Consider the following 24,610-nt stretch of genomic DNA (forward strand, 5'->3'; position numbering starts at 1 on the left):
ATTCTAAGATAGGGTCGTTATACAGGCAGGGTTAAAAAGTGGTTGTTAAGCCAGATTGGTTGCGGGTCAAGGCTCCTCAGTGGGAGCGGGTGGGCAATGTTAAGGAAATCTTGCGTGATTTGGGATTAAATACTGTCTGTGAAGAAGCATCCTGTCCTAACATTGGCGAGTGTTTTAACAACGGGACTGCCACCTTTTTGATTATGGGTCCCGCTTGTACCCGTGCCTGCCCCTACTGTGACATTGACTTTGAGAAAAAGCCTAAACCCCTTGATCTGACTGAACCGGACCGCTTGGCTGAAGCCGTGCGCCGGATGAAACTGAACCATGTTGTCATTACTTCCGTTAACCGGGATGACCTGCCCGATGGGGGGGCGGCTCAGTTCGATTGCTGCATTCGCGCCATTCGGGCAGTTTCTCCCGCAACCACCATTGAGGTCTTGATTCCTGACCTGTGTGGCAACTGGGAAGCACTGGCACTGATTTTGCAAGCAAAGCCAGAAGTCCTGAACCACAACACTGAAACGATTCCCCGGTTGTATCGCAGGGTACGCCCCCAGGGAGATTACGGGCGATCGCTGGAACTGCTGCAACGTTCCCGCCAACTGGCTCCCTGGGTGTATACCAAAACCGGCATTATGGTTGGATTGGGCGAAACGGATGAGGAAGTGAGACAGGTGATGCGTGACCTGCGGCGGGTGGATTGTGATATCCTCACCATTGGTCAATACCTTCAGCCAAGCCAGAAACACCTGGGGGTGGCAGACTTTGTGACTCCAGAGCAGTTTGACTCTTGGCGGCAGTATGGTGAGTCTCTGGGCTTTCTCCAGGTGGTGTCTTCTCCCTTGACCCGCAGTTCTTACCATGCAGAACAGGTCAGGATGCTCATGGAGCAGCATCCAAGAGTTGGAACTAACGAACAATCACTACGAATGCAATAAGTCTGGGGAGTCGCTCCCCAACCCCAATTTTGGGGTGGCAGCATTCAAAACCCCTCAGAACTGGGGAACTTAGGAAGATGGATTAAATAACACGAAATTTTTCGATTGAACTACACGAGACAAGCTTTGTCAGTTCTCACCAGTAAAACAGGTTGCGTCCCCCGCACCCCCTCCAAAACGATGCGATCTCGTCGTCAATCGCAACCTTCATCCCATTGGGTCTTCAAGCAATGGCAAACGGGTGGCAAGGGGAGCGGTTGGTTTTTGAAGTGGAGGCAATGTTTGACCGATTCTCGTCGCGCTAGACTTGAAGCCCCAACGCTAGACCCTTGCGGGGGGTTTGGGGGAGTTAGGACCCCAAAAAGCGGGGGACTGGGGGGAAGTCCCCCAGAGCCAGTTTCTAACGAAGCCGAGATCTGTATACACCGTAGCTCCGACTCGGAGAGGGGTGCCGTAGGCGGAGTAAAGTTGACAAACTACTAGAGCATGAATGAGCAGAACAATCCTAAATCAAAATCCCTGGCTCCAAACTCAAAGCTGACCGTCGTGGTCATGGGTGCTGGTGCCTGGGGGACTACTCTGGCAACTCTGGCATCTGCCAGAGGTCACGATGTTCGCCTATGGTCACGTCGGAGTGGCGATCGCCTCCAACCCCTATTAGAAGGGGCGGATATTGTGGTGTCTGCGGTATCCATGAAAGGCGTGAGGGCAATAGCTGAACAGGTGAGGCAGTCAGATGTGTCACCGCAGACCATTTTTGTCACTGCGACCAAGGGGGTTGACCCCGACTCAGGCGGTCCCGAACAACTGCCCTTACTCCCTTCTCAGATCTGGCAAGCAGCGTTTCCTGCCCACCCGGTTGTGGTGCTGTCAGGACCAAATTTATCCAGGGAAATTCAGCAGGGTTTGCCTGCGGCGACCGTTGTTGCTAACCCTGACATCCCGATCGCCGAAACAGTCCAGCTTGCCCTCTCTTCACCCAGCTTTCGGATTTACACCAATCCAGATGTTCTAGGTGTGGAGTTGGGAGGGACCTTAAAAAACGTGATTGCGATCGCGGTTGGCACCTGCGACGGCTTACAACTGGGCACTAATGCCAAAGCTGCCCTGGTTACCCGTGGTCTGGCAGAAATTATCCGGGTTGGCACCTACTGGGGCGCTAAACCCGAAACGTTTTATGGTCTGGCAGGTTTGGGAGACTTGCTGGCAACCTGCAATAGCCCCCTCAGCCGCAACTATCAGGTGGGTTATGGGTTAGCTGAAGGTAAATCCCTGGATCAAGTATTGGCTCAGTTAGAAGGCACTGCCGAAGGAGTCAACACCACCCAGGTTCTGGTCAAATTAGCCTCCCAGCAAGGAATTCAACTTCCTATCTCCCATCAGGTCGATCGCCTGCTACAAAATAAAATGACTCCCCAAGCCGCTGTAGAAGCCTTGATGTTGAGAGACTATAAGCCAGAAATGGAGGAGGAAGGAGAGAGGAGTTGAAAGTTGAAAGCTGAGCGTTGAAAGTTAAAAGTTAAGAGATTAATTTCGTCAGGTTTAGACCTCGCAGGTTTTGAAAACCTCCGAGGTCTGGAGGCTTACCAGGAACACCAAAGGCGAACACTCCTCACCCATCACCCCCTACAACACACCATGCAAACCATCGAACTGGTTACAGAATTATTTGCAAAGCCCCCCGTTGCCTTTGACCCAGGAAAAAGTACGCTGAAAGCCTGGGCAATGTACTGCTTGCGCGATCGCGGCTTTAAGGTGGTGTATGCCGAAAGGGGAGACTTTGCCCTGGAACTGCGTAGAGGCGAAAAGATCTATTTTCGCGTCACCGATAATGCCGCAGAAGTTGATAACTCAGTGATCTGGATTGTGCATGATTCTGGTAGCAATAGCGCCAGGGTGATTGCTCCTGAAAACTAGCGGTATGTCAAGAATTATTTTGTGGGTTGAAAACCCGAAATAATAACCCCTTTTCTATCCCAGACTCATAAACACAAAGTTGACAAACCACTCATACTTCCAGGCGGCAATTTGGATAAACTTACCTAACTTCGCACTCCGAACTCCGCCCCTGGTTTAATAAAAGGTGCCAAACTGATGCCGCACTCTACGGTCAATCAACTGACCCTGGCTCCTCTAGCAGAGGATCGAAGCTCCAACGCTTGATTCCGGGCTGCCCTACCCACTGGTCTAAAAGGACGCACCTGTGGACCCCTGCTAGTTTTACCAGAAACTTTACTAATCCCGAACATCTCCTCAATGTCCTCCCTGAACGGAAGCTTTGAATGATGCAGATCAATCAGCGTCAAACCTACGCCCAGCAGCAACCCGGTAATACTCACCATAAATAGCCCCAGAGCCACCCCAATTAACCAATCAGCGTTTATCAGGGTTCTTAAGGTCAGCATGAAAGTGCTGACCATAGCAAATAAAAAGGCATAGTAGGTTGCCAGCACACTGTAATAAGTCAGAATGTAGTGCCGTTGTAGCTGACGTAACGCCTTTTTTGCCTGCACCAATCGATTCTGAAATAGCGAAAACCTCTGACTACCCTCAGCCTCACTTGCCACCTGCCAGAGGGTTGCATACTGTCGATTGGTTAATCTCAAATTCTCCTCAAGCCCGGTCTGACGAATTCCTAATCGCCCCAAAGCAATTACGCACACGACCGTCAGAAGCACCGAGTTCAAAATTAACTGGATTAATTGAGTTGTCTGCTCAACACTCATGGAACTTCCTTGGGAGTAGATGGCGGAGGGTGGTTTGGCGGTTAGGAGGGCATAGAAATGCCGGAATATGGTTCAAGTGTACTATCTTTAGAGCTTTTACTCCAGGGTAGAGTATCACCCATTTGGAAAACCGATTCAATGCTGAGCGGCGTAGTCTTTAGCAAGACTCCCTAGTCGCCCATTTTATAGTGCTTAAGAAACAAATTGGTTGCTTAGATTACACCAAATACAGGGGTTTAATCTCTAACTTTTCGTTAAGAAGATGAAGATATGGAGCAGAATCCTCTCCCAAGCCCCTGACTTCTCCGTCGTACCTGACGCCTGAGCGCAAATCTGTAATGATCTATATCACTTCTGCTGCTTTCGCTAACATGCAATGGAAAATATCGCTACATATGAGATGAGATCTCTTTAATTTGTTTGGCTCGATTTATTTGGATTGATTTATGCGAACCCATCAACCGCCAACGACCGAGACCGAAACGCGCGCGCGCATTCTTAAATCCGCTTTGCGTTTGTTTGCTCGACGAGGGTATGACGGCACGACTACCCGTGACCTGGCAGAGGCGGCAGAGGTTGCAGAGGGAACCCTGTTTCGCCACTTCCCTAATAAAAAAGCAATTTTGGTGGAAGTAGCAACCCAGGGCTGGGTAGAAATCCTCACTGATCTGTTGACAGAACTCAGTGAGATGGGGAGCTATAAGGCGATCGCCCAGGTCATGCGGCGGCGCATGCTGCACCTGCACGAGAATGCAGATATATTGCGGGTATGCTTCATGGAGGCACAGTTTCACCCAGACCTGCGCGATCTCATCCAGTCTGAAGTCATCACCAAAATGACGGATGTGGGTGAAGCTTTTTTCCAGACTGCAATGGATCAGGGGATCTACCGCCCTATGGATCCCCGCATGGTAGCACGGGTGTTTTTGGGAATGTTTACGGTTGCCGGATTTAGCCAGAGTACGATCCTGGAACCGGGCAGTTCCCCTAAGGAAATGCAGGAAATGGCTGAAGGAATTGCCGATATCTTCCTGAATGGAGTGTTAGCCAAGGATGAATAATGGTGGGTGTCAGAGGACTCAAGATGAATTCTGAGGTGAAGATGAAACTGGCATCCTTGTACTACATCAGCATGAGAACCGCTGTAATACGCTAGATTGGGTTTAAAGCCTATCCAAAAACCTCCCAGATCTGGTATTGGGCTTTGGCAGTTGAGGCTTTTCGGATAGGCTTTTAGCTGCCCTGTTTCATTTCCTGTGAATTTGTGCCCAATTTACCGCTGAACGCAGAACGACTTCTTTTCACCCCAACCGTAGCAGCGGATGATGCCATCCCCACGATTTTTGCATTTCCAAACGAATATAGTGTTGGCATTACCAGTCTGGGCTTTCAAGTCGTTTGGGCGACGCTGGCTTCCCGTCAAGATGTGCAGGTGAGTCGGCTGTTTACAGATGGGCATGAGCCTCTGCCGTCGGAACCAGAACTGCTGGGGTTTTCCCTGTCCTGGGAGTTGGATTATGTCAATATTCTAGGGCTAATGGAGTCGCTGGATATTCCAGTCCGAGCCAGGGAACGATTCCCCCAGTTTGCTTTAGAAAGGCAGACGAGGTATCCCCTAGTATTTGGTGGGGGTCCGGTTTTGACTGCCAATCCGGAGCCGTTTGCTGATTTCTTTGATGTGATATTGCTGGGTGATGGAGAATTACTGCTGCATGCCTTGATCAATGCCTACCAGGAGGTGCGTCAGGCGGATCGGCCAACCCAATTGCGCCATCTGGCAAAGGTACCGGGGATTTATGTCCCCAGTTTGTATGAAGTGATTTATGACGCACCGGATGGGGCAGTGAAAGCGATCGCTCCGATGGAATCAAACCTTCCCGCTATTGTTGAAAAACAAACCTACCGGGGCAATGTTCTATCCGCTTCAACGGTGGTTACTGAGAAAGCTGCCTGGGAAAACATCTATATGGTGGAAGTGGTGCGCAGTTGCCCGGAGATGTGCCGTTTTTGCCTTGCCAGCTATTTAACTCTGCCGTTCCGGGTTGCCAGCCTGGAGGAGTCTCTCATCCCGGCGATCGCTCGCGGGTTGCAAGTGACTGACCGCATCGGGTTACTGGGGGCTTCCGTCACCCAGCATCCGGAATTTGAAAGTCTGCTGGATTACCTGAACCGTCCGGAGTATGACCAGGTCAGGCTCAGTATCGCTTCTGTTCGTACCAATACAGTTACCCCCAGACTGGCAGCCACCCTGGTCAAGCATGACACCCGTTCGATCACCATAGCGGTGGAAAGTGGCTCCGATCGCCTGCGTCAAATCATCAACAAAAAGCTGACGAATGATGAGATCATTCAGGCTGCTATCCACACTAAAGCCGGGGGACTGAGTAACCTCAAGCTATACGGGATGGTGGGGGTTCCCGGTGAAGAATCGGAGGATCTGGAACAAACCGTGGCAATGCTGCAAGACATTAAAAAAGCGGCACCAGGTCTGCGGCTTACTTTTGGGTGCAGCACCTTTGTACCCAAAGCCCACACGCCTTTTCAATGGTTTGGGGTCAACAGACAGGCTGAGAAACGACTGCAACGGTTGCAGAAAAAGCTGCGTCCCCAGGGTATTGATTTTCGTCCAGAGAGCTACAACTGGTCAGTCATTCAGGCATTGCTCTCAAGGGGCGATCGCCGCCTTTCCCACCTGTTGGAGCTGACCCGTCATTACGGTGACTCCCTGGGCAGCTACCGGCGGGCATTTAAAGAACTGCGCGGCAAACTCCCCGATTTAGACTATTACGTTTACACCGACTGGTCACTGGAACAGGTGTTGCCCTGGAGCCACCTTCAGGGACCCTTACCCCAAGCTACTTTGATCAAACACTTAGCGGATTCTAAGCAGTCTCCGGCTCTTACGGTTCCTGCCCCCTGACATTTTGAGCGGGTGCAGGGGAGATGGGAAGAATGAAGGATGAAGAATGAAGAGATAAGAAACAAATGTCTCTCAACTCAAAACTCAAAACCTCCCACGCCTGACACCTAACCCTCCCAGGTTTTACAAATTGCAACCAAAGGTACCCGGATGGGGAATAGGCAGAAGTGAAGTCTTTCAACACAATAGAAATCATGGGAGTCGCGATCGCCTGCCCTTCCAATAAACCATGCTCAAGTGCAGGCTTCGTATCACCTATCTTTGGGGTAGTAACCTACAAGATGGCTTTACAGATCGTAGGTTTGAATATCAATTCTGCAACTGGATAAGAGCTTGAAACGAACATAAAATACCTCAACTTTTTGGCTTTGCTGAAAGTTGATTTTATCCATGATTCATGGTCTTTTGTCTGGGGGCTAAATTTGAGTGAAATACTGCCAAAGATTTTGAAGCCATAAACCTTGAACAAAAAAAAAGAGGAAAAAACTTCAATGCCTCGACTGACACTGACACGAATCAGACGAAACCAGTTTTCTACCGACGCTTTTTTAGAGGGACCGATTACAGTCAAATTTGGTGAACAGGCAGTATGGGGTCCTTACCCTGTACAGGCAGGACAGGATATTAACCTGGTAGTTCCACCAGCAGGAGTTCCGGTACCCACTCCATCGGGTACCTTCCTGGCACCTGATTTTCTGCAAATTGCGCTACTCCTCTCTGATGGACAAGTTTCTTTTAACTTTCCAATTGCCAGAGATGTCTTGCCGATCAGTTCCTTGCCACTCGGAGAAGGGACCCCATCCCGTAACATTACCTATCCTGATGATGGAACAGTGTTCACTTTGGACTACGAAGTCATTCCCGATGATGGTTTGGGAGGTTTTGGTACAGCAGTATTTGCTTTAATTGGTGGGGTTGGCATTGCAACAATCACATTTATCACAACAATTGTTTTACTGGTTGTGAATTTCTTTAGAAGTTTGCCCTACATTGTGTCTCGCCCATTCCGGCGATCGTCCATTTCCAACGTAGACAAGAAATAAAACCGGGTTGATCTACACAAGCCCCCGTCTATCCTGAAAATCATGAGTCAGCGCAATGTTCTATTCAGTTTTTTGCGCCGTTTCCCCCTTCTTTGTCTGGTTGTCCTGATTCACCCTCCAATACAGGCGCAAACCATTGTGCCCGATGGATTGGGAACCGTCGTCGAATCTAACGGCAATACCTTTCAGATTCAGGGTGGCACAACGGTTGGCAGAAATCTATTCCACAGTTTTGGTAGCTTTAACCTGGTCAGGGGAGAAACTGCAAACTTTGTCAACAGTAACTCCAGCATTACCAACATTTTTGCTCGCATTCGAGGAGGTGGATCATCTATTGATGGCACCATCCAGTCGCTCAGTGTTGCTAATTTGTTCTTAATGAACCCAAACGGTATTCTATTTGGCCCCAGCGCTCGCTTAAACGTGGGGGGTTCTTTCGTTGCAACGACGGCTAATGCCATCCAATTTCCTGGCAATGCTGAGTTTTCTGCTCAGTCATCGGTTGAACCTGGCAATGAATTGTTGAGTGTCAATCCCTCCGCTTTTCTGTTCAATCAAATTGCCGCTGCGTCCATCCAAAACCAATCAATCGCACCCGCAGGGCTTGTTGCTGTTCGTGTTCCCGGTTTAACACTACCAGTCCCTGTTGCTTTAACAGGGTTGAGGGTACCTGATGGCAGAAACCTGCTGTTAGTGGGTGGGGATGTCTTCCTGAATGGAGGGCGGTTAAATGCTTTGCAGGGTCGAGTAGAAATTGCCGGAATCGCTGGCAATGGCACCGTTGGACTCAATCTAGATGCCAATAACAAACCATTCCTCAACAGCCTGCCAGATATCAATGCACGGGCAAATATATCGATGAATAATGCTCGCATTAATCTGCCTTTTGGAAATGCAGGGTTAGGTGGATCTGTGGCGATCGCCGCTAACAATCTTAGGCTCAATAACAGCAACATTTTCAGTGGTACCGTCGGACAAGAAAACGCAGGAGATATTTGGCTGAATGCCAAATCCATTGCATTGAATCAGTCGCAACTGATCACTTCTACAGTTGGAGCAGGCAATGCTGGCAGGCTGAGTCTGCAAGCACAAGACACCATTTCCCTGACCAACAGCAGCCGCATTATAAACGAAACAGCCCAACTAAACCCCCGCTTTCCCGTTGGAAATGCCGGAACCACGACGCTCCTGTCCGGTCAAGGAATCTTAATCGACCAAAGCTCTATTTCAAGTCGAACCTCTGGGGCTGGGCAGGGAGGCAATATCCGCATTGATACGGGAGGGAATGGCTCTCTCGTGTTAAGCCGGGGCGCCGCTATCAACGCGGGTACTGCTGGAACCGGGAATGCTGGAGATATTAATGTTAATGCAAATTTTGTTAACCTCAATCAAAGCAGTCTTTCCAGTGCAGGACAGCTTGCCGAAGGAGACCTGGGAAGCAGTGGAAATATTACCATTCGTGCCAATTCTCTGACGCTCAGCGATCGCGCCGAATTATTCACATCCAACACGGGGAGAAATCCCGCCGGGATCATCGATTTACGTGCAAGTGAACAGTTTTCCTTAACTGGCAACAGCAGATTGTCGAGCGAAACATCTGGGCAGGGAGCGGGAGGCAATCTAGAAATTGAGGCTGGCAGGCTGGTGATTGACGACAGTTCCCTATTTGCTAGAACATCCGGTACAGGATCGGCAGGCAATCTCAATTTTGCAATCACAGACATATTAAACATTGCAAATAACAGCCAGCTCTCGAGTGAAACTTTGGGGTTGGGCGATGGTGGCAACATCACGATTCGTGCCAAAACCCTCTCGGTGGTCGATAGCTTCGTGTTTGCAATAACCCGCGAATTTGGAATCAGAAATGCGGGGAACATTCAGATTATTGTGCCGGAGGCAGTCTTTGTTAGTCGGTTTCGTGCCAATGCAGAAACCCTGGATAATCTGCGCGTACTCTCTACTGGGTTATTTGTCAGCACGGTAGGAGCAGGGAGTGCCGGAAACCTATCCATCCACACTGACCAGTTGCAGGTGGATGGTGGGGCACGCATCTCAGCATCGACTTCAGGACCGGGACGCGGAGGCACCCTGGCAGTCACGGCAGGAAGCATTGATTTGACAGGAATGGCGGTGGATGGGCGATCGCCCAGTGGCTTGTTTACCGAAACTCAGGCAGCGGGAGATGCTGGCAGTCTAACCATTAATGCCTCCCGCCTTCTCATTCGGGATGGAGCGCAGGTGTCTGCTTCGACTTCAGGAACCGGTCGCCCCGGTAGTATTCTGGTGCAGCATGGGGATTCTGTTTCCCTTTCCAATGGTTCAATCTCTACCGCAGTCAATCCAGGTGCCATTGTTCGTCCTGGTGAAGGAGAACCAGCGGGCAACATCGCGATCCAGACACGCACACTCTCTCTGAACAACCGTGCCCAGATCACTGCCAGCACCTCTGGACAGGGGGATGCCGGGAACATCCGAATCCAGGCAACGGATACCACCTCCCTTGCCAATAGTTCAATTTCGACTGCGGTTAATCCGGGGGCGATCGGGCAGGGCGGGAACATTGACATTCAGACTGGGGTTTTCTCCCTGACTGACAATGCCCAGGTCAGCGCCAGCACCGCAGGACAGGGAACTGCCGGGAGTGTCAAAGTTACCGCATCGACCTTTGAATCTAGCAGCGGCGGGCAAATCCGCACCTCAACCGCTGCTGGCAGTAACGCTGGTAGCATCAACCTGCAAATTCTCGATTCCGTTACGCTGGCAGGGAACCGTACCGGACTGTTTGCCAGCACCGATCGCGGCTCCAGTGGCAATGGTGGCAACATCTGGATTGACCCCCGAATTGTCACTGTTCGGGATGGTGCCAAGATTGCCGTCGATAGCCAGGGCACTGGCACCGGGGGCAGCATCGATCTTCAGGCGGGTCGGTTGGTGCTGAACACGGGGGAAATCTCGGCTCAAACCGCCAGTAACCAGGGAGGAAATATCAACCTGCAACTCAGTGATTTACTGCTGCTACGCCGTAACAGCCAGATTTCCACCACTGCCGGTACAGCCCAGACAGGCGGCGATGGCGGCAACATTCGGATTACGGCTCCCTTTGTCATCGCCGTTCGTACCGAAAACAACGATATCACCGCCAATGCCTTTACTGGCAGTGGTGGCAGAGTGGATATTACCACCCAGGGTTTGTTTGGGATTGAACCCCGCGATCGCCTGACTCCCCTGAGCGACATTACCGCCAGTTCTGAGTTTGGGGTTGCGGGGATTGTCACCATTAACACCCCCGATGTTGACCCCAGTCGAGGACTAACTGAACTTCCCTCTAACCTGATCGATGCCGCCAGCCAGATTAGCCAGGGCTGTATACCCAACCGTCAACAGTCCACCAGTTCGTTTGTCATAACTGGACGCGGGGGATTACCCTCCAGCCCAACAGAACCGCTAGGGAATGATGCCGTGATGGCGGAGTGGGTAACGGTGGAGAGGAGTGAGGGACAAAGGGGCAGAGGGACCGAGGGACCGAGGAGAAAAGACAGGCTTACACCTCGCACCTCCCACCACTCTGCGGGAACGCCAAATGCCAACACGCCTCCCACCATTGTTGAGGCTCAAAGCTGGATGGTGGATGCCAATGGGCAGATTGTTTTAGTTGCCCAATCCCCTGCCAGCAACTCCCGCCCCTGGTTAGTCAATGGAACCTGTGAAGCAGCTAAAACCGATTAACCCATCTCCCCATCCATTCATCCCCTCATCTCCCCATCTCCCCAAACGCCAGCCTGTTCTAGGTAAACAGCAGGTGCCACCCGACCAGAGCGATCGCCCCACCGGCTAACAGGTGGCTGACATAACTTGCCCAGATCGAGCGATATACCAGGTAACATCCTGACCAGGCGGCTGCCGCTGAAAAGACTGCGAGTGAACCTAATCCAATCACTCGCCAATCGCTGAAATAGGTGGATAAATCAATGATGTGATGGAGGGTAAATAGCAGGGCAGAGAGGAATACAGCCGTAATTCCCGGCACCAAAACTTCACATTTGCGGTACACAAACCAGCGCCAGACGTATTCTTCCAGTAATGAGTTGATAAAGATCCAGAAAACAGCCCCAGCCAGATAAGTGGCGGGAACCAGCACACCGACTCGTTGGGCTTCTCTGCGAACTTCTGCACCATCGATCCATTGTCTGCCAATGAACCAGTAAGCCGCCAGGATAATCGTCGCCATCAACAGTCCTAGAATGGAGCCAGCCAGGAGTTCGCGCCATTCTGGTTTAGGTATCTTGATTGGCTGGCGATCTACCCACAGGAACCAGGCGATCGGAAGCAGCAACATCCAGCCTTTGGTCAGAAAGAGAACCGTTTGCCCAACCGCTCCGGGAGCAATCACCAGAGACATCAGGGTTCCAATGATTTGGGCTGGAACAATCAGCAACAGTGCAAGCAATGCAGAAAGGCGGGGCGATCGCTGAAGCATAAACGCTAGACCAGCAGGGTGTTAGATTCCAGGAGTCTCGAAGATTCCAGGAATCTGAGATGGCAAATCAATCTTATCTGGGTGGGTAGCGGATGAAGCTTATCTAAAAGAAATTTTCCAGCATAGGGAGCTTTAGTCGTAGTCAAATTGAAGAAAAATTAACTTAGAATGGATCGCTCTTTCAACTACTTCCAGGGCGATCGCCGTGTCTCGAAAATTGTTTGCCTGTTGGCTCCTGTTCATTGCATGGGCAGTGGTTAGTCTTACCTGTCTGGTTCAGCCCGTCTTTGCTGCGATCGCCCAACCTGACCTGACACCGCTAACCCTGGAAGTTTTGCAACAGCGGCTGAAATCGCCCATTGCCAGCGAAGGCATTAAGATTATTGACCTGCAACGGCTGAGTATCGATTTGCGTCCAGAAAATGGTGAATTCCGCGATCGATTTTATGACCTGTTGAAAAGCCAGTTGCAACGTTCAGGTACTCCAGTAGGGCTGGATTTGAGCTATTCCCAGGTACAGGGAGAGTTCAAAATTAGCCAGTTGGGGTTACGGGCACCCCTGTTTGGCGAGTCCCTGTCGCCTATCTTTACCCCAGCCGAACAGACGCAGTTGCAACGCGATCGCCGTCGCCTCTCTCGCCTCAGTACCCTCTCCCAATCTCTGCTCAGTACTCCCAATTTGGGCACCCCAACCGCCCCCCTGCAAATCACCGTCTTCCGGGGACCGTTAAAGCTGAACCAGACCCGGTTTCTGGACTTAGTTGATTTCACGAACACATTCTTTCTCAACCGGGTAGAAGCTCAGGGGTCTCAATTTACGCAAGGGGTTGACAGCACCCAGACCCGGTTTAGTCAGACCACCAGCTTTGCGGGGGCGCTGTTTGAACGAGATTCCCGGTTCCGCAGCAACATTTTTTTTGGCAAGGCAGAGTTTAATCAGGCGCAGTTTTGGGGACCCATTACCTTCCAGAACACAGAATTTCAGGCAACGGCTAACTTCAATCTGACGGTATTTCAACAACCATCCAACTTCATGCGGGTGCAGTGGCAGGGCAATGCCGATTTTGCTCGTGCCCTCTGGCAGTCAGATGCAATCTTTACCAAAAGCACCTTCAGTAAGGCGCTGTTCTTGCCGGATGCGGTGTTTGAAAAAGCTGTCCTGTTTCGTCAGACCCAGTTCAACAAGCCAGTTAATATGCGGGGCACGTCCATTTTAGAGCAGGCAGATTTTAGCGATGCTGGCTTTGCCAGAGGTGCCTACTTAAATGTTCCCGGATTGAAGTTTGATGCCGATCAGGCAAAGATTGTCGGCGATCCTGGGCAAATTGGGCGGTTTATTTCCGTTCCAACGCTCCAGGGCAACGAAAACCTGCTGCGCGAATTGGTTCGCAACTTCCGCCGCCAGGAACAAATTCCCGATGCTAACCAGATGGACTACACTCGGCAGCGGTTGAGGCTGCGGGAGTTACGCCAGCAGTTATTTGGCATTAATATCAACACGGCACCCATCGCCCAATTGCAAAACCTTGGCTTTTCTCTGGAGCAGGCGACCGCGATCGCCCAGCGCCGTGTTCAACTACCGTTCCGTAGCCTGACCGACCTTTTGAGTCTGGCAAATGTCGATATTGCCACCTACATCAACGTGCGCGATCGCGTTGTTGCCAAAGAACCCGTTGCGCCAGGTCGCGAGGTGTTTAACCGTATCCTGGTCGGATTGGACTGTATCGGCTTGAGTCTGTTACTGCTACTAAGTCACTACGGCACTCGCTCCTGGCTGATCTTTGGTGTTGGGCTAATTACCATTGCCTACTTTGGGGTGCTGTTTTGGTTTATCGATCGCTGCCGCAGGCTAACCCCCAAACCGATTCTGCCGACCTTTGCTGAAACCCTGTGGATGGTCGCAGGCTTTAATTGCCTCTTCCTGCTAGGGCTGATTGCCGTCTTTCGGAACAGTGACCAACCCTGGCTCACCCTAGCCAGTCTGGCGGCGATCGACCTGCCGGTGCCGACCATTTTGATCACCCTGCTCTACAGGTCTGGGCGCTACCACCCGCTAATCGATATCAGCTACTTCATGGAAGAAGGCACCCTGCGCCAGTTGCGCATTCTGGTCGGTCGGTTGCCCATCATTCCCCGCTACCAAATGTTTCGAGAACGCTACATCCCCATTCTCTGGAATCGCAACTGGAACTGGCTCAACTACTTTGACTTCAGCTTTAATAACCTGCTTCGCTTTGGTTTCAACGATATTCGATTGCGCGATGAACATGTTCCTGGGCTGATTACAGCCCTCGTCTGGTACCAGTGGGCGATCGGCATTCTTTACCTCGCCCTCCTGTTCTGGACTCTGTCACGCACCATTCCGGGACTCAATCTGTTAATTTACTTCAAGTAAATTAAAAACCTGGCGGGAAGAGAAGGCAAAGGGTAGAGAGCGGAAAGTTGCCTGACACCTGACACCCGACACCGTTCGGCTGAGCGCTCACGTCGAAGCTACGTCGAAGCCTGACACTTACGACCTGCCAATCCCGACCAAATTATGAACAGTTGGCAAAGATTGAGATTGTTATCTTGTACATTGGGTAAAAAATCGGTGAAATTACGGAGCGAGCCTCCTTTTCAGAGCGAGAATTCTTAAAGAGCATTTAATCAACCATTGCTTGTCCAGGTGCAGATCCCATGAACGACTCCCTGATTTCGTCATTACTGGAAGATTTGAAAGATTCAGATGAAGAGGTGCGCGATCGCGCCACCCAGGAACTCTGGCGCATCTGGTTTGAGCAAAAAGGTGTACTCGGCTTAGAAATGATCCGACGCGCTCAACTGTCTTTGGAGGAAGGTAACTTTGCGGAGGCAGAAGAAATACTGAATGCTTTGATCGAAAGCCAGCCCGATTATGCCGAAGCCTGGAATCGACGGGCAGTTCTTTACTACGTGCAGGGGCAGTATCAAAAGGCGATCGCCGAGTGCGAAATGGTGCTGCGGCTCAACCCGATTCACTTTGGTGCCCTACATGGTTTAGGTCTAAGTTATGCCGCATTGGGGAACTATCAAGCAGCGATTCACGCCTTCCACAATACCCTTAAAATCCAACCCTACTCCCTGGAAAATCAACGTCTGCTTCTAGAATGTACTGCCCGGTTGGTTTAAAGCCACGTAATAACCAATCAAGCCATACCATCTCTTGGCGATAGCGAGATTTGCCCAGTCTTGAGCTACCAGAGCATTGGCATGCTTGAGGCTTTTTTCCAGAAACTCGGCGCTTTCGGTAATCTTTAGAACGAAGGGGCTGTCCGTAGGTAAAGTTGAGTAAGACACACCCCTCTATTACGCTTGCCCTCACTCTGATGGATATGACTAAAGATATAAAAAGAAGGTGCCTCTGTTGGAAATGATGGGCTTTGCTAGTCGTTGCCCAAAAATTAGCTACTGATAAAATGCGTTTCTCCAGTTTGCATCAATGCCCTAAACTTGTGTCCCAAACCCGGCATGTCGGGGTTACGTCCATAATCTTGTGCTAGTGGAATAGCAATATCGGCAATTTGAGCATCTGAAAGATGTTGATTCGCTAGACTGCGAAGATTGTTTACTCCTAAACGGGACTGGAAAATCACCGGAGAAATGGCTTTTGCGATCGCATAGTAGAAACAATCCCCATCGCCGGTTACATTAACGAGGCTATAAGATTGATTCCCCAGTCTGATGCTGCCGTTGCGATCGCGGACATACACGCTGTAATGATCTCTGCCGTTATAGTACAGGTGATACATTTGCCCGGAGGAACCAAACGTTCCTCGATTGGCATGAATGGTAATCTGAACTCCCAGTGCTTCTGCAACGGCTAAAATTTCCTGATTGTCTGCCCATTTAGAGCGTGGAGTCAGAATGTCTTCCCGAATTGCCGTTAGCAGTTGGGAAGAAATGAGTGCACCTTGGTTGCCCTGGATAAAGTTGGTTGAGTTCGCGATCGCCCCCGCTACTGGAACTTGTGGTACGGATACATTGGCTGATTTCATTGATTGGGCACCTGTTACGGCATTTCCCTCAGGAATTTTCACGCCATAGGGTGAGTTAGACCCATCAGCAGGCTGATTTACAGGAATTTTCACGCCGTAGGGTGAGTTAGTCTCCACGTTACCGGGCAAAACATTCTGACTGCCAATGGGAGACTGGGGCTGACTGACTGGTTTACCCGAAATAGGGCTACTCTGCCCCTTAAGGCGCTCTACTTCGCCTTGAATCTGCGTAGGATTGAGGTGAGAGCCAAAAGTATCATCATACTGGTTGCTTGCCAGCATCTGCTGCACATCTTGCACAAACCCAGATGCTTTAGTCTTCCATGCCACAGGTTCTTTGGAGGCAGCGTTATGGAACCTCAAATCTACACTGGATAGATCTTGATGGAAGGTAGATTGAAATTCATCCAGTGCTTGAGTGATGAAAGTAGCACCCTGGGCATAATGTCCACTTTTGTTTGTGATTGTTTTGAGTACACCTGATTCCACCTTCAGTTCCCCCGCTGCCGCGGCTTCTGAAGCTGCCAGAAAGCTTGTATGGTGAAACTGCGATACTTTATGCTGATCGGCATAAATTTTGCCATCACCATCCATCGCAAAAATGGCATACCCCGCTCCAGCAAAGTTAGACGAAAGCTGCGTCGTATCGTAGCCAGTTTCATCTGCCTCCAGTGACCTGGGGGGCATTCCCTGCTTGATTTTGCCCTCATAAACCAGTTTCTTATCATCCCGTTTGGCGGTCGTGTCTAAATATGCCACAGTGAAGCCCTGCAACTGATCTAGAAGCGGAGTAGCCCCACTGGGATTGGTTTGTTTTTGTTTATATTCGTTTAGTAATGCGTTGGGATCAAAACCCGTTGCCATGTTACGAATAGCTGTAATTCGTTTCTCAATCTCCTGCCGAGCCTGATTGCGCTCTTCATCAGTGTTTGCAGCTATCAGGGTATTTTCAGCCGTGATAATTCCATTGGCATAACTTGTAAAAAGGGTAAAAGCATCGCTGGATTGCATTTGCTCTTTGGTTAAGCCCGTTGCTTTCTGCTGCTGCCGTGTGGTGGGTGAGACGGAAAAAGGCTGATCTCCTTTGCGGACACTGAGATACTTGCTACGGGTTCCAGGTATCAAATCTGAAGTTTTATATCTGGCAGTCTCTGCCTGACCCAGTGTTGTAAGGTGTTTTCTCGCAGCAGCGGCGATCGCTGAACCAGGGTCCGTTTGAATTGCTTTGCGATACCAGAAGGTTGCCCGCTCCAGGTCTTCCCCTGCCTCAAATGACCAGGCGGCGTCGTAAGCGTAGCTAATCTCAGGGTAAAGAGCGTAGGCGCGGGTATATTGTACGCCTGCTGCGATCAAGTTTTGGGCAGCTTTCAACGTTTCAGCCCGCTGTTTGTAACGGTCAGCTCGGTCTTCAGGCAGCTTACTCTTCTTAGGCAAACCAGAATTGGACGAACCTGTACCCTGGTGAGTCAAAGAACTGGGCAATTGGGTTGCGGCACCCTGAGAAGCTGGCTCCTCCGTTGAATTGTAATTGTCGGTTTCAACCTCTCCTGTTTCAACCTCTCCTGTTTGGGACACAGCATCAGGCTGAGTTGAAGAAGATTCTGATTCGAGCGCATTGTAACTATCTTCAACCTCTTCTGTTTGGGACACAGCATCAGGCTGAGTTGAAGAAGATTCTGATTCGAGCACATTGTAATTACCTTCAACCTCTTCTGTTTGAGGCACACCACTATGGGGGGCGCTATCACCAGGATTGTTTGGTGAAGATGCAGATGGATCATTCCCCAATTGTGCTGGAACCCTTTCTGCCAAAGGACTTGCTTCTATAGAAAACTCCTGATCATCCAGTCCTGCGTCATAGGGGCTACTTGACTCAGGTTTCCGTGCGCTGTCTGGTTGTACCCCAACCGTGGAAAGCCCAATCCCTGTCATCACCTCGGAAAGAGGAGCAATGTAAGTCCCACTAAAATCTCTGCTAATTTCCAGGCAAACCTGATTGCCACTGATTGACCTGATGTAGATTTGGGTTCCAATTGGGATTGGGATAATGGATGTTCCTCGTTTAGCGTTAATCGGTGATTGGAGTATATACTCTTCGCCAACCACGCGACGCAGTTGATCTTCCCGCTCAGTCAATAGGTTGCGAATGATGGTTATCCCTGCCCTGACCTCGGTTAAAGGCACCTGTAAGACTCGTGCAATCAACTGGTAATCCGTTTCTTTGAGTGTGTTAATGTGTCGGGTCTGGGTAAAACATTCGCTAAAGTCCATATCACTCAGCAGCAGGCTATCCATCATTTCTTGAGTGATATCGATCCCATTTGAGAGTTTTATTCCGGTTAAACGCATTTGTAACTCAGTCAAGGTATTGGCTTCTTTGGGACGGTAGAGCCAGTATTTGCTCGTTTGGTTGTGTAAACCCAGTTGGGTTTTCATGCGCTTTTGAAAGGTTTGGCAGTTTTTGCCCCAACCCAATTTCCAATTCCACGATCCCTGGAACCCCTGGGCAAAGCTTTTAATCCCTCCAACTACCTCGCTGCGGACAGTGGTATAGTCCTTCACTTCATCGTCCACTTCCATCACTGGATGAAATACTTCTTCGGCATCATCCCCGTGGTACGGATCCTTTTGTTTACCTTCATTGAGAATACCAGGCACACCCTGAAACAAACTTTTGAGGGAACCCACTCCACCCTGTGGCCACCAGCCAAAGCTTTCGAGGGGTTTCCAGTTCTCGCCCTCCAGGTCGCCGACCTCGGTCCACCAATGCCCAAAAGTGGCATCATCTGTATCCACAAATTCATGTCCAAACTTTTCCTGGATTCGACTCAAAATCTCCTTGACATAGGTAGGATCTTTCCGCTTCATACGCACAAAGTCGAGGTGCATTTTTTTGGGTTTGAGGCTGAGGCGATCGCCCTCCAATCTGCCTGTTACTGCCACGCCTGACTGTCCTGGTTTACGCTGAATTGTATTGCTGTTTTGTTGCACAACATGGGTCAGTTCATGAGCCAACAGATGCTTACCCGAAATAGAAGCCGGATTAAATTTACCTGGCGCGAAGTAAATATTTTGGTTGTGGGTGAAGGCTTGGGCATTTAACTCCTGACTCATTTGAATCGCGTTTGAGTCGGTATGCACCCTCACCTTGCTGAAATCGACCCCAAATCGTGGCTCCATAAAACCCAGTAGCTCAGGCGACAGGGGGGCACCATTGCTGCTGTTGAGTCGATTTTCGAGGGAGGGGGAAGAGTAGGGGACGTTTGGCAATTCCTCAGTTGAGGGGACGGCGTTGGGAGTTAGGGATTGTCTAGTTTTGCGGGGTGCTTCGTCTTCTCCAGATAGAGCGTGCCGTTGAATTGCAGCGTAGGAGAGAAGCTTCATCTGAAGCCCCTCTTGTGCCACGGCTTCTCGCTGCACAAGAGGGGTAACGGTTTCTACCAGAAGCTTCGTTTGTGGTTCTTCGGCTGCTGCGGGCATCTCTTCCCGCTGGATGGATTGGGGCACAGCAGAGTCCGGCGTACTGAGAACCTGCTCGGCAACTCGGTCAGCTTCCTGCTCATAATGGTCATTCGGCTCCCCGATCGCCAACTTCATTTGAATCGGATTTCGCTGGGGTGCATGGGAGAATAAATCAGTATGGGAGAAATCATATCCCGCTGACTGGAGTGGCTCAGATTGGGACTGCTCAAATAATGGATCACTGAAGGGACGGGGCTGAATAGAAGCAGCCAGGTGATCCGGAGATCCATTTGTGGGGGAGTGGGAGTGGGAGCGACTAGTCATTGCGAGCCACCAATGCGAATAGAACAGCACCCGCGCCAATAGAATAGCGAACTAAAGCCCTATATCAAAGGATTTTCATGGATCGTGCTTTGACTGACAACCTGACTAAAGTTAGAAGGAATCCTTCCCAACGGGTATCGCGACCCTATTAGTTCGGTTTGACGACTACCCATTCGGCACTAATCCAGATACCTTCGTAGTAGGACTCATTTTATAGGGAATCCTGATCTCCAGATGAAGGAGAGGACTGTTGTGCCCAAGTGGTTATTGCCAACGCTGAGTGAAATTTTGACCCTGAACGATCCAACCTGGACCGTGCAGTATAGTTCTACGGCTCAAAGCTCTACGACTCCGGGCTTTGGGGCAGAGGCGAATGGCTGTCGCCGTTCCATCAGCCAGTTGGCACTACAACGGGTGCGGGCAGAACGGGAATGGACGGGGGCGATCGCGGCATTTAGCACCATGCTTCACCATGCCATCACCACTGATCCAGTGCCTGGGATGCCCGACATTCGGGGACTGGTCATTTCAGGACCGCTGCCCGTGATCAGCCATCCAGAACTTGTGAAGCAGGTTTCTACCTGGTCACTGACGACCCATTCCCTGCAAGCGGCTTCCTGGATGCCCTTTAAGCTTTTGCCAGCAGGCGATCGACAGGCGCAGACCGTTGACAGTCTGACGACCTCAGCCCTACCGCTTTTACCAGACGACCCCCTGGCAGGAGAGCAGTTTTGCCTGGTGCTGACACCCTGGTTCAGCCTGGTGATGGTACTGGGTGAAACATTATTGGGGAAACCCGCTTTCATGTTCTCTTTGATGCCTGCTGTGGTGCAACAAGCATGGGAAGCGATTCGTCCCCGAATTCTGCTCATGAATGCCCACCAGGTTGAACACCTGGATGAGCTGATCCACAAGTTTCCCCCTGTTACCCCCGACTACCAGACAGTGATGCAGTTCAGTCGCCTGATGCTGGAGCACCTGCCAGAACCGCTGGAAGAATGGCGGAATGAATCTGCCACGGAGACCCGGCAGGAGGTCGTTAAACAGGTGATTCATACGGCTCAGGATCAGACAAAACCTCTTTCCTGTCCGTTACCCGATGCACCCAGTCCAGATGTGGAGTTGCTGAAGGCACTTGCCCATGAAATTCGCACACCACTGGCAACGATTCGTACCCTGACGCGATCGCTGCTCAAACGTCCCGATCTGTCTCCTGATGTGATCAAGCGCTTAAAGATGATTGATCGGGAGTGCAGTGAACAGATTGATCGGTTCGGTTTAATCTTCCGGGCAGTGGAGTTGGAAACCTCTTCTACCCGCCATGCGGCTATGTCGCTGACCCGTACATCCCTGGCACAGGTACTTCAGGACAGCATTCCGCGCTGGGAAAAGCAGGCAACCCAGCGCCAGCTCACCCTGAATGTGCTGCTACCTCAGAAAATGCCGATGGTGGTCAGTGACCCCACAATGCTGGATCAGGCATTAACCAGCCTGATTGAGCGATTTACCCGCAATTTACCCGTAGGCAGTCATATTAAAGTCGAAGTCACGCCTGCCGGAAGCCAACTTAAACTGCAACTGGAGTCGAACCCGCAAGACTCCTTAGGTAGTCAAAATCACCATTTTATGGCGCAATCTGTTCACCAACCGTTGTTAAAAGCGATCGGACAACTGCTCATGTTTCAGCCAGAAACGGGCAGCCTCAGCCTCAATCTGTCCGTAACTAAGAATCTATTTCAGGCACTAGGAGGCAAGCTGATTGTAAAACAACGTCCTCAGCAGGGCGAAGTCATGACTGTGTTTTTGCCCCTGGAGATGAACAGTTCTAATGTGGTAGATGTGTGAGGGGTGTTCGCCCTTGGCGTTCCCGCAGGGTGGGGTAAGAGTCAGTAGTCAGTAGTCAGTAGTCAGTGGTCAGTGGTCATTTTGTTCTCGTTGCCAAGCTCCTGCTTGGCAATGTCTATTGGAAGCTCCAGCTTCCCGTGCTTTGTTAGTTGTTAGTAGCAGAGCTTCCCAGACCTCCGAGGTTTTCAAAACCTCAGAGGTCTAGCCCTAGCCTTCATCCCTTCCCCAACTTTCAAATCCAAACTTTCATCCTTCCCCTTTCCCTTCCCTCTCCCCTCTCCCCTCTCCTCATTTTGGTTTGCTGATTGTCTCAAACGGTTCACTACCCAGGGGACCGGGGACCCAACCTTCAACGGTTTTGCGTTTTGCCAGCAGGGGTTGGGAGTGAACAATCGGGATACGTAGAACCTCCCGGTACAGGATCTCGTCAAGCTGAGCATAGATTTTTGCTCTGGCAGCGCGATCGCCCGCTGCCCGTCCCTGGTTGAGAAGCTGGATCACCTTCGGGTTCTTCCAGTTACCCAGGTCACTGGTGCCGCCGGGACCGAAGTGAGGATAAAGGAAACTGTCGGGATCGCCAAAATCCCCTGTCCATCCCAGCATAAAAGACTGATAACCAGGAGGCTTGCGGCGGTCTGCCAAAAACGCTGCCCAGTCCTTGGTTTTCAAATTGACCCGAATTCCGATCGCACTCAGATCCGCAGCAAAGGCTTCGGCAATTGGTTTAGGGGTGGGGAAATAGGGGCGAGAGACAGGCATGTACCAGAGTTCCAGGTCAAACCCTTTGCCATAGCCTGCCTGAGCTAATAGTTGCTTTGCCTTTTGCGGATCGTGGGGATAGGCTTTGAGTTTATTTGAGCGTGCCCAGGATAGGGCGGGGGGTAGAAAATGGGCATCGTTCACTCCCAGGTCGCCCCAGAATGCCTGGACGATCGCCGGTTGGTTGATGGCGTGGGCGATCGCTTGCCGTACCCGCACATCGGTCAGGGGTTTGTAGCTGGGATTGAGTGCCAGATAGCCGACGTTAAAAGACGGACGGGGCAACACTTGCAGATTGGGGTCACTTTCCACTTCCCGCCGCTGGTCGGGCGTTAGTTCGACTGTAAAATCAAGCTGTCCAGCCCGCAGTTGCGCCAGTCGGGCAGCCGGGTCGGTGACAAACCGGACCACAAGCTGGTTCGTCTTTGGCAACCCAGACTGCCAGTAACCTGGATTTTTTTCCAGCAGGATACGATCGCCCGTGCGCCACTCTTTGAAGATGAATGGTCCCGTCCCAACCGCCAGAGAACCGGGGGTGCCATAGCGTGCGCCTGCCTGCTGAATTGCGGTGGGGCTGGCAATGCCAAAGAAACCAGCGGCGATCGCATTGGGGAATGCCGAAAACGGCTGCTTCAGCACCATTTGAACCGTTGCTGGATTGACAACGACGACCTGTTGCAGCAGAGAATTGGGGTCGCCTTTGAAACCCCCAAAAATTTGCTCCCAAATTTCATAGGTTCTACCTGCATTGCGGTAGCCATTGGGGTGTTTGGGATCCCACCAGCGCTCAATGTTGAACTTGACTGCTGCCGCATCAAAGGGGGTTCCATCGTGGAACTTGATGCCCTGACGCAGCTTAAATGTCCAGGTTTTGCCATCTTTGGAAACCGCCCAATTGGTTGCCAGAGCCGGAACCAGTTCGGTTGAACCGGACTTAAACTCCATCAGTCGGTTATAGATCTGATCTTGAACAATGATGGAATTGCCATCGGTAATATTGCCCGGTTCCAGGTTGACGGGTTGCCCACTGGACCCATAGACCAGTGCCCCTTGGGGGATGGGTGCCGGGGAAGTAACCGTCTCACCGGGAATGACAGGGGTTTCCGGTTGGGGAGTGGTACAGTTTGCCAGGACGATCGCCAGTAGGGGGGCGATCGCCAGAAAGGCACGTCTCCGAAATCTGCCCGTCATTTCCCCGGTTGCCTCGCCTGCTTCACCATCGCAATCAGGGTTTGATGGGCATCTTCAGCATCCCGTAGCTGATGGTCAAAGGCAACCCGCAGGGGAGTTTGGGAACCATTCGCTTGACTCAGCAAATTCATCCCCTGGGCATCAATCGAAACCATCTCTGCCGCAGTGGCTTCAGAAGCATTGCCAAACACTCTGGCATAGAGTAGGACTGCATCCGCATGGTCATCATTCATATGTTTGCAGATGCGATCGCTGATTTCGGGGCTAAATGATTCAGACATGGTACAAATTTCGGGTCAGTCCTTGCGGCGAATAAAGTATTCAGAAGTTTGTTGGGTAGGGGAACGGTAGAGAAACAACTCCTTACCATTGGGCAGGTTAAAGATGTAATAAACCACCTCAGACCAGGATAGCTGCTGATCGCGAGGAATGCCTCGATTTTCGGGAAAGTATCCGCCGTTTTTGACCACGATGTAGCCGTCTAGAATGGTAGTGGCAGCATTCACAACTGTCTGGAAATTACCTTCAAAATGAGGATCCGTTCGTAAATCCACCAGAGTGCCACCCGATAGAGTCGTGCTGCGTGCCGAGAGCATCCTGACCTGATTCCGCAGTAAAACCCCTTTCCGAATTGAGGTTTGAGCGATCGCGATGGGATTCAGAGCGGCAAGCAAAACCGCTAAAGTCACTAACCTGAGTAAGCGATGGAGATTCACGATCATGCCTGACTCCTCTATGAGCAAATGGGTTTTCAAGCCTATCTAGAAAAACCCTAACCGCCAAAGTCCAGTAATCCATCTAGTGTTGCAAACACTAAATTTTGCAACATGGGGGCTTGGGGGCTTTGCCCCCGAGAAGGGGTGGAACCCCTTCACCCCTTGCAAAACTTTCGTTTTGTTGTACTAG

General features: G+C 51.0%; 16 protein-coding genes. 10 read left to right on the top strand and 6 right to left on the bottom strand.

The features are described from left to right. Window positions 1-38: 38 nt before the first annotated feature. From lipA to AC1S52_RS25570, 3 genes are all read left to right on the top strand, one after another. Window positions 39-941, top strand: a complete 903-nt coding sequence (lipA, locus tag AC1S52_RS25560; RefSeq protein WP_482031868.1) for a lipoyl synthase — start codon at window positions 39-41, stop codon at window positions 939-941. Between the two features lie 486 nt (window positions 942-1,427). Beyond that, a complete protein-coding gene (locus tag AC1S52_RS25565; protein ID WP_482031869.1) occupies window positions 1,428-2,429 on the top strand; it encodes an NAD(P)H-dependent glycerol-3-phosphate dehydrogenase in 1,002 nt (333 codons plus the stop codon). A gap of 150 nt (window positions 2,430-2,579) precedes the next feature. Next, the gene (locus tag AC1S52_RS25570) at window positions 2,580-2,858 is read left to right on the top strand and encodes a hypothetical protein (RefSeq protein ID WP_482031870.1); all 279 of its coding nucleotides are present in this window, start codon (window positions 2,580-2,582) and stop codon (window positions 2,856-2,858) included. A 197-nt stretch (window positions 2,859-3,055) separates the two neighbouring features. On the opposite strand, the gene AC1S52_RS25575 is transcribed toward AC1S52_RS25570, so the two are convergent. After that, window positions 3,056-3,667, bottom strand: a complete 612-nt coding sequence (locus tag AC1S52_RS25575) for a hypothetical protein (protein ID WP_482031871.1) — start codon at window positions 3,665-3,667, stop codon at window positions 3,056-3,058. Window positions 3,668-4,113: 446 nt separating this feature from the next. Here AC1S52_RS25575 and AC1S52_RS25580 point away from each other — a divergent pair, with 446 nt between their 5' ends. From AC1S52_RS25580 to AC1S52_RS25595, 4 genes are all read left to right on the top strand, one after another. Beyond that, on the top strand, window positions 4,114-4,728 hold the full coding sequence (locus AC1S52_RS25580) for a TetR/AcrR family transcriptional regulator (protein WP_482031872.1): 615 nt from the start codon (window positions 4,114-4,116) through the stop codon (window positions 4,726-4,728). A 203-nt stretch (window positions 4,729-4,931) separates the two neighbouring features. Beyond that, window positions 4,932-6,587 (top strand): B12-binding domain-containing radical SAM protein, encoded by a 1,656-nt coding sequence (locus tag AC1S52_RS25585; RefSeq protein WP_482031873.1) that lies wholly within the window; start codon window positions 4,932-4,934, stop codon window positions 6,585-6,587. 491 nt (window positions 6,588-7,078) lie between these two features. Then, complete coding sequence (locus AC1S52_RS25590) at window positions 7,079-7,630, top strand: hypothetical protein (RefSeq protein WP_482031874.1); 552 nt, start codon at window positions 7,079-7,081, stop codon at window positions 7,628-7,630. Between the two features lie 42 nt (window positions 7,631-7,672). Then, window positions 7,673-11,356 (top strand): two-partner secretion domain-containing protein, encoded by a 3,684-nt coding sequence (locus AC1S52_RS25595; protein ID WP_482031875.1) that lies wholly within the window; start codon window positions 7,673-7,675, stop codon window positions 11,354-11,356. 58 nt (window positions 11,357-11,414) lie between these two features. On the opposite strand, the gene AC1S52_RS25600 is transcribed toward AC1S52_RS25595, so the two are convergent. Continuing rightward, on the bottom strand, window positions 11,415-12,107 hold the full coding sequence (locus AC1S52_RS25600; protein ID WP_482031876.1) for a CPBP family intramembrane glutamic endopeptidase: 693 nt from the start codon (window positions 12,105-12,107) through the stop codon (window positions 11,415-11,417). A gap of 205 nt (window positions 12,108-12,312) precedes the next feature. On the opposite strand from AC1S52_RS25600, the gene AC1S52_RS25605 reads away from it, so the two are divergent. Both AC1S52_RS25605 and AC1S52_RS25610 read left to right on the top strand, forming a co-directional pair. Continuing rightward, window positions 12,313-14,502 carry a pentapeptide repeat-containing protein gene (locus AC1S52_RS25605; RefSeq protein ID WP_482031877.1) on the top strand — a complete coding sequence of 730 codons (2,190 nt, stop codon included), beginning with the start codon at window positions 12,313-12,315 and terminating at the stop codon, window positions 14,500-14,502. Window positions 14,503-14,786: 284 nt separating this feature from the next. After that, on the top strand, window positions 14,787-15,257 hold the full coding sequence (locus AC1S52_RS25610) for a tetratricopeptide repeat protein (RefSeq protein WP_482031878.1): 471 nt from the start codon (window positions 14,787-14,789) through the stop codon (window positions 15,255-15,257). A gap of 272 nt (window positions 15,258-15,529) precedes the next feature. Here AC1S52_RS25610 and AC1S52_RS25615 read toward each other — a convergent pair whose 3' ends face one another. Further along, complete coding sequence (locus tag AC1S52_RS25615; protein ID WP_482031879.1) at window positions 15,530-19,909, bottom strand: eCIS core domain-containing protein; 4,380 nt, start codon at window positions 19,907-19,909, stop codon at window positions 15,530-15,532. A gap of 252 nt (window positions 19,910-20,161) precedes the next feature. Here AC1S52_RS25615 and AC1S52_RS25620 point away from each other — a divergent pair, with 252 nt between their 5' ends. Further along, window positions 20,162-21,754: a sensor histidine kinase gene (locus AC1S52_RS25620; protein ID WP_482031880.1), complete on the top strand. Its 1,593-nt coding sequence runs from the start codon at window positions 20,162-20,164 to the stop codon at window positions 21,752-21,754. Between the two features lie 288 nt (window positions 21,755-22,042). Here AC1S52_RS25620 and AC1S52_RS25625 read toward each other — a convergent pair whose 3' ends face one another. The 3 genes from AC1S52_RS25625 to AC1S52_RS25635 are packed head-to-tail and all read right to left on the bottom strand — an operon-like array spanning window position 22,043 to window position 24,426. Continuing rightward, window positions 22,043-23,704 (bottom strand): ABC transporter substrate-binding protein, encoded by a 1,662-nt coding sequence (locus tag AC1S52_RS25625; protein WP_482031881.1) that lies wholly within the window; start codon window positions 23,702-23,704, stop codon window positions 22,043-22,045. Beyond that, window positions 23,701-23,985, bottom strand: coding sequence for a DUF2470 domain-containing protein (locus AC1S52_RS25630; RefSeq protein ID WP_482031882.1), 285 nt, complete (start codon window positions 23,983-23,985; stop codon window positions 23,701-23,703). Before AC1S52_RS25630 ends, AC1S52_RS25625 begins: the two co-directional genes overlap by 4 nt. A gap of 15 nt (window positions 23,986-24,000) precedes the next feature. Further along, window positions 24,001-24,426: a hypothetical protein gene (locus AC1S52_RS25635; RefSeq protein WP_482031883.1), complete on the bottom strand. Its 426-nt coding sequence runs from the start codon at window positions 24,424-24,426 to the stop codon at window positions 24,001-24,003. Between the last annotated feature and the right edge of the window lie 184 nt (window positions 24,427-24,610).

The organism is Kovacikia sp. CALU 1929 (genome assembly GCF_056784235.1).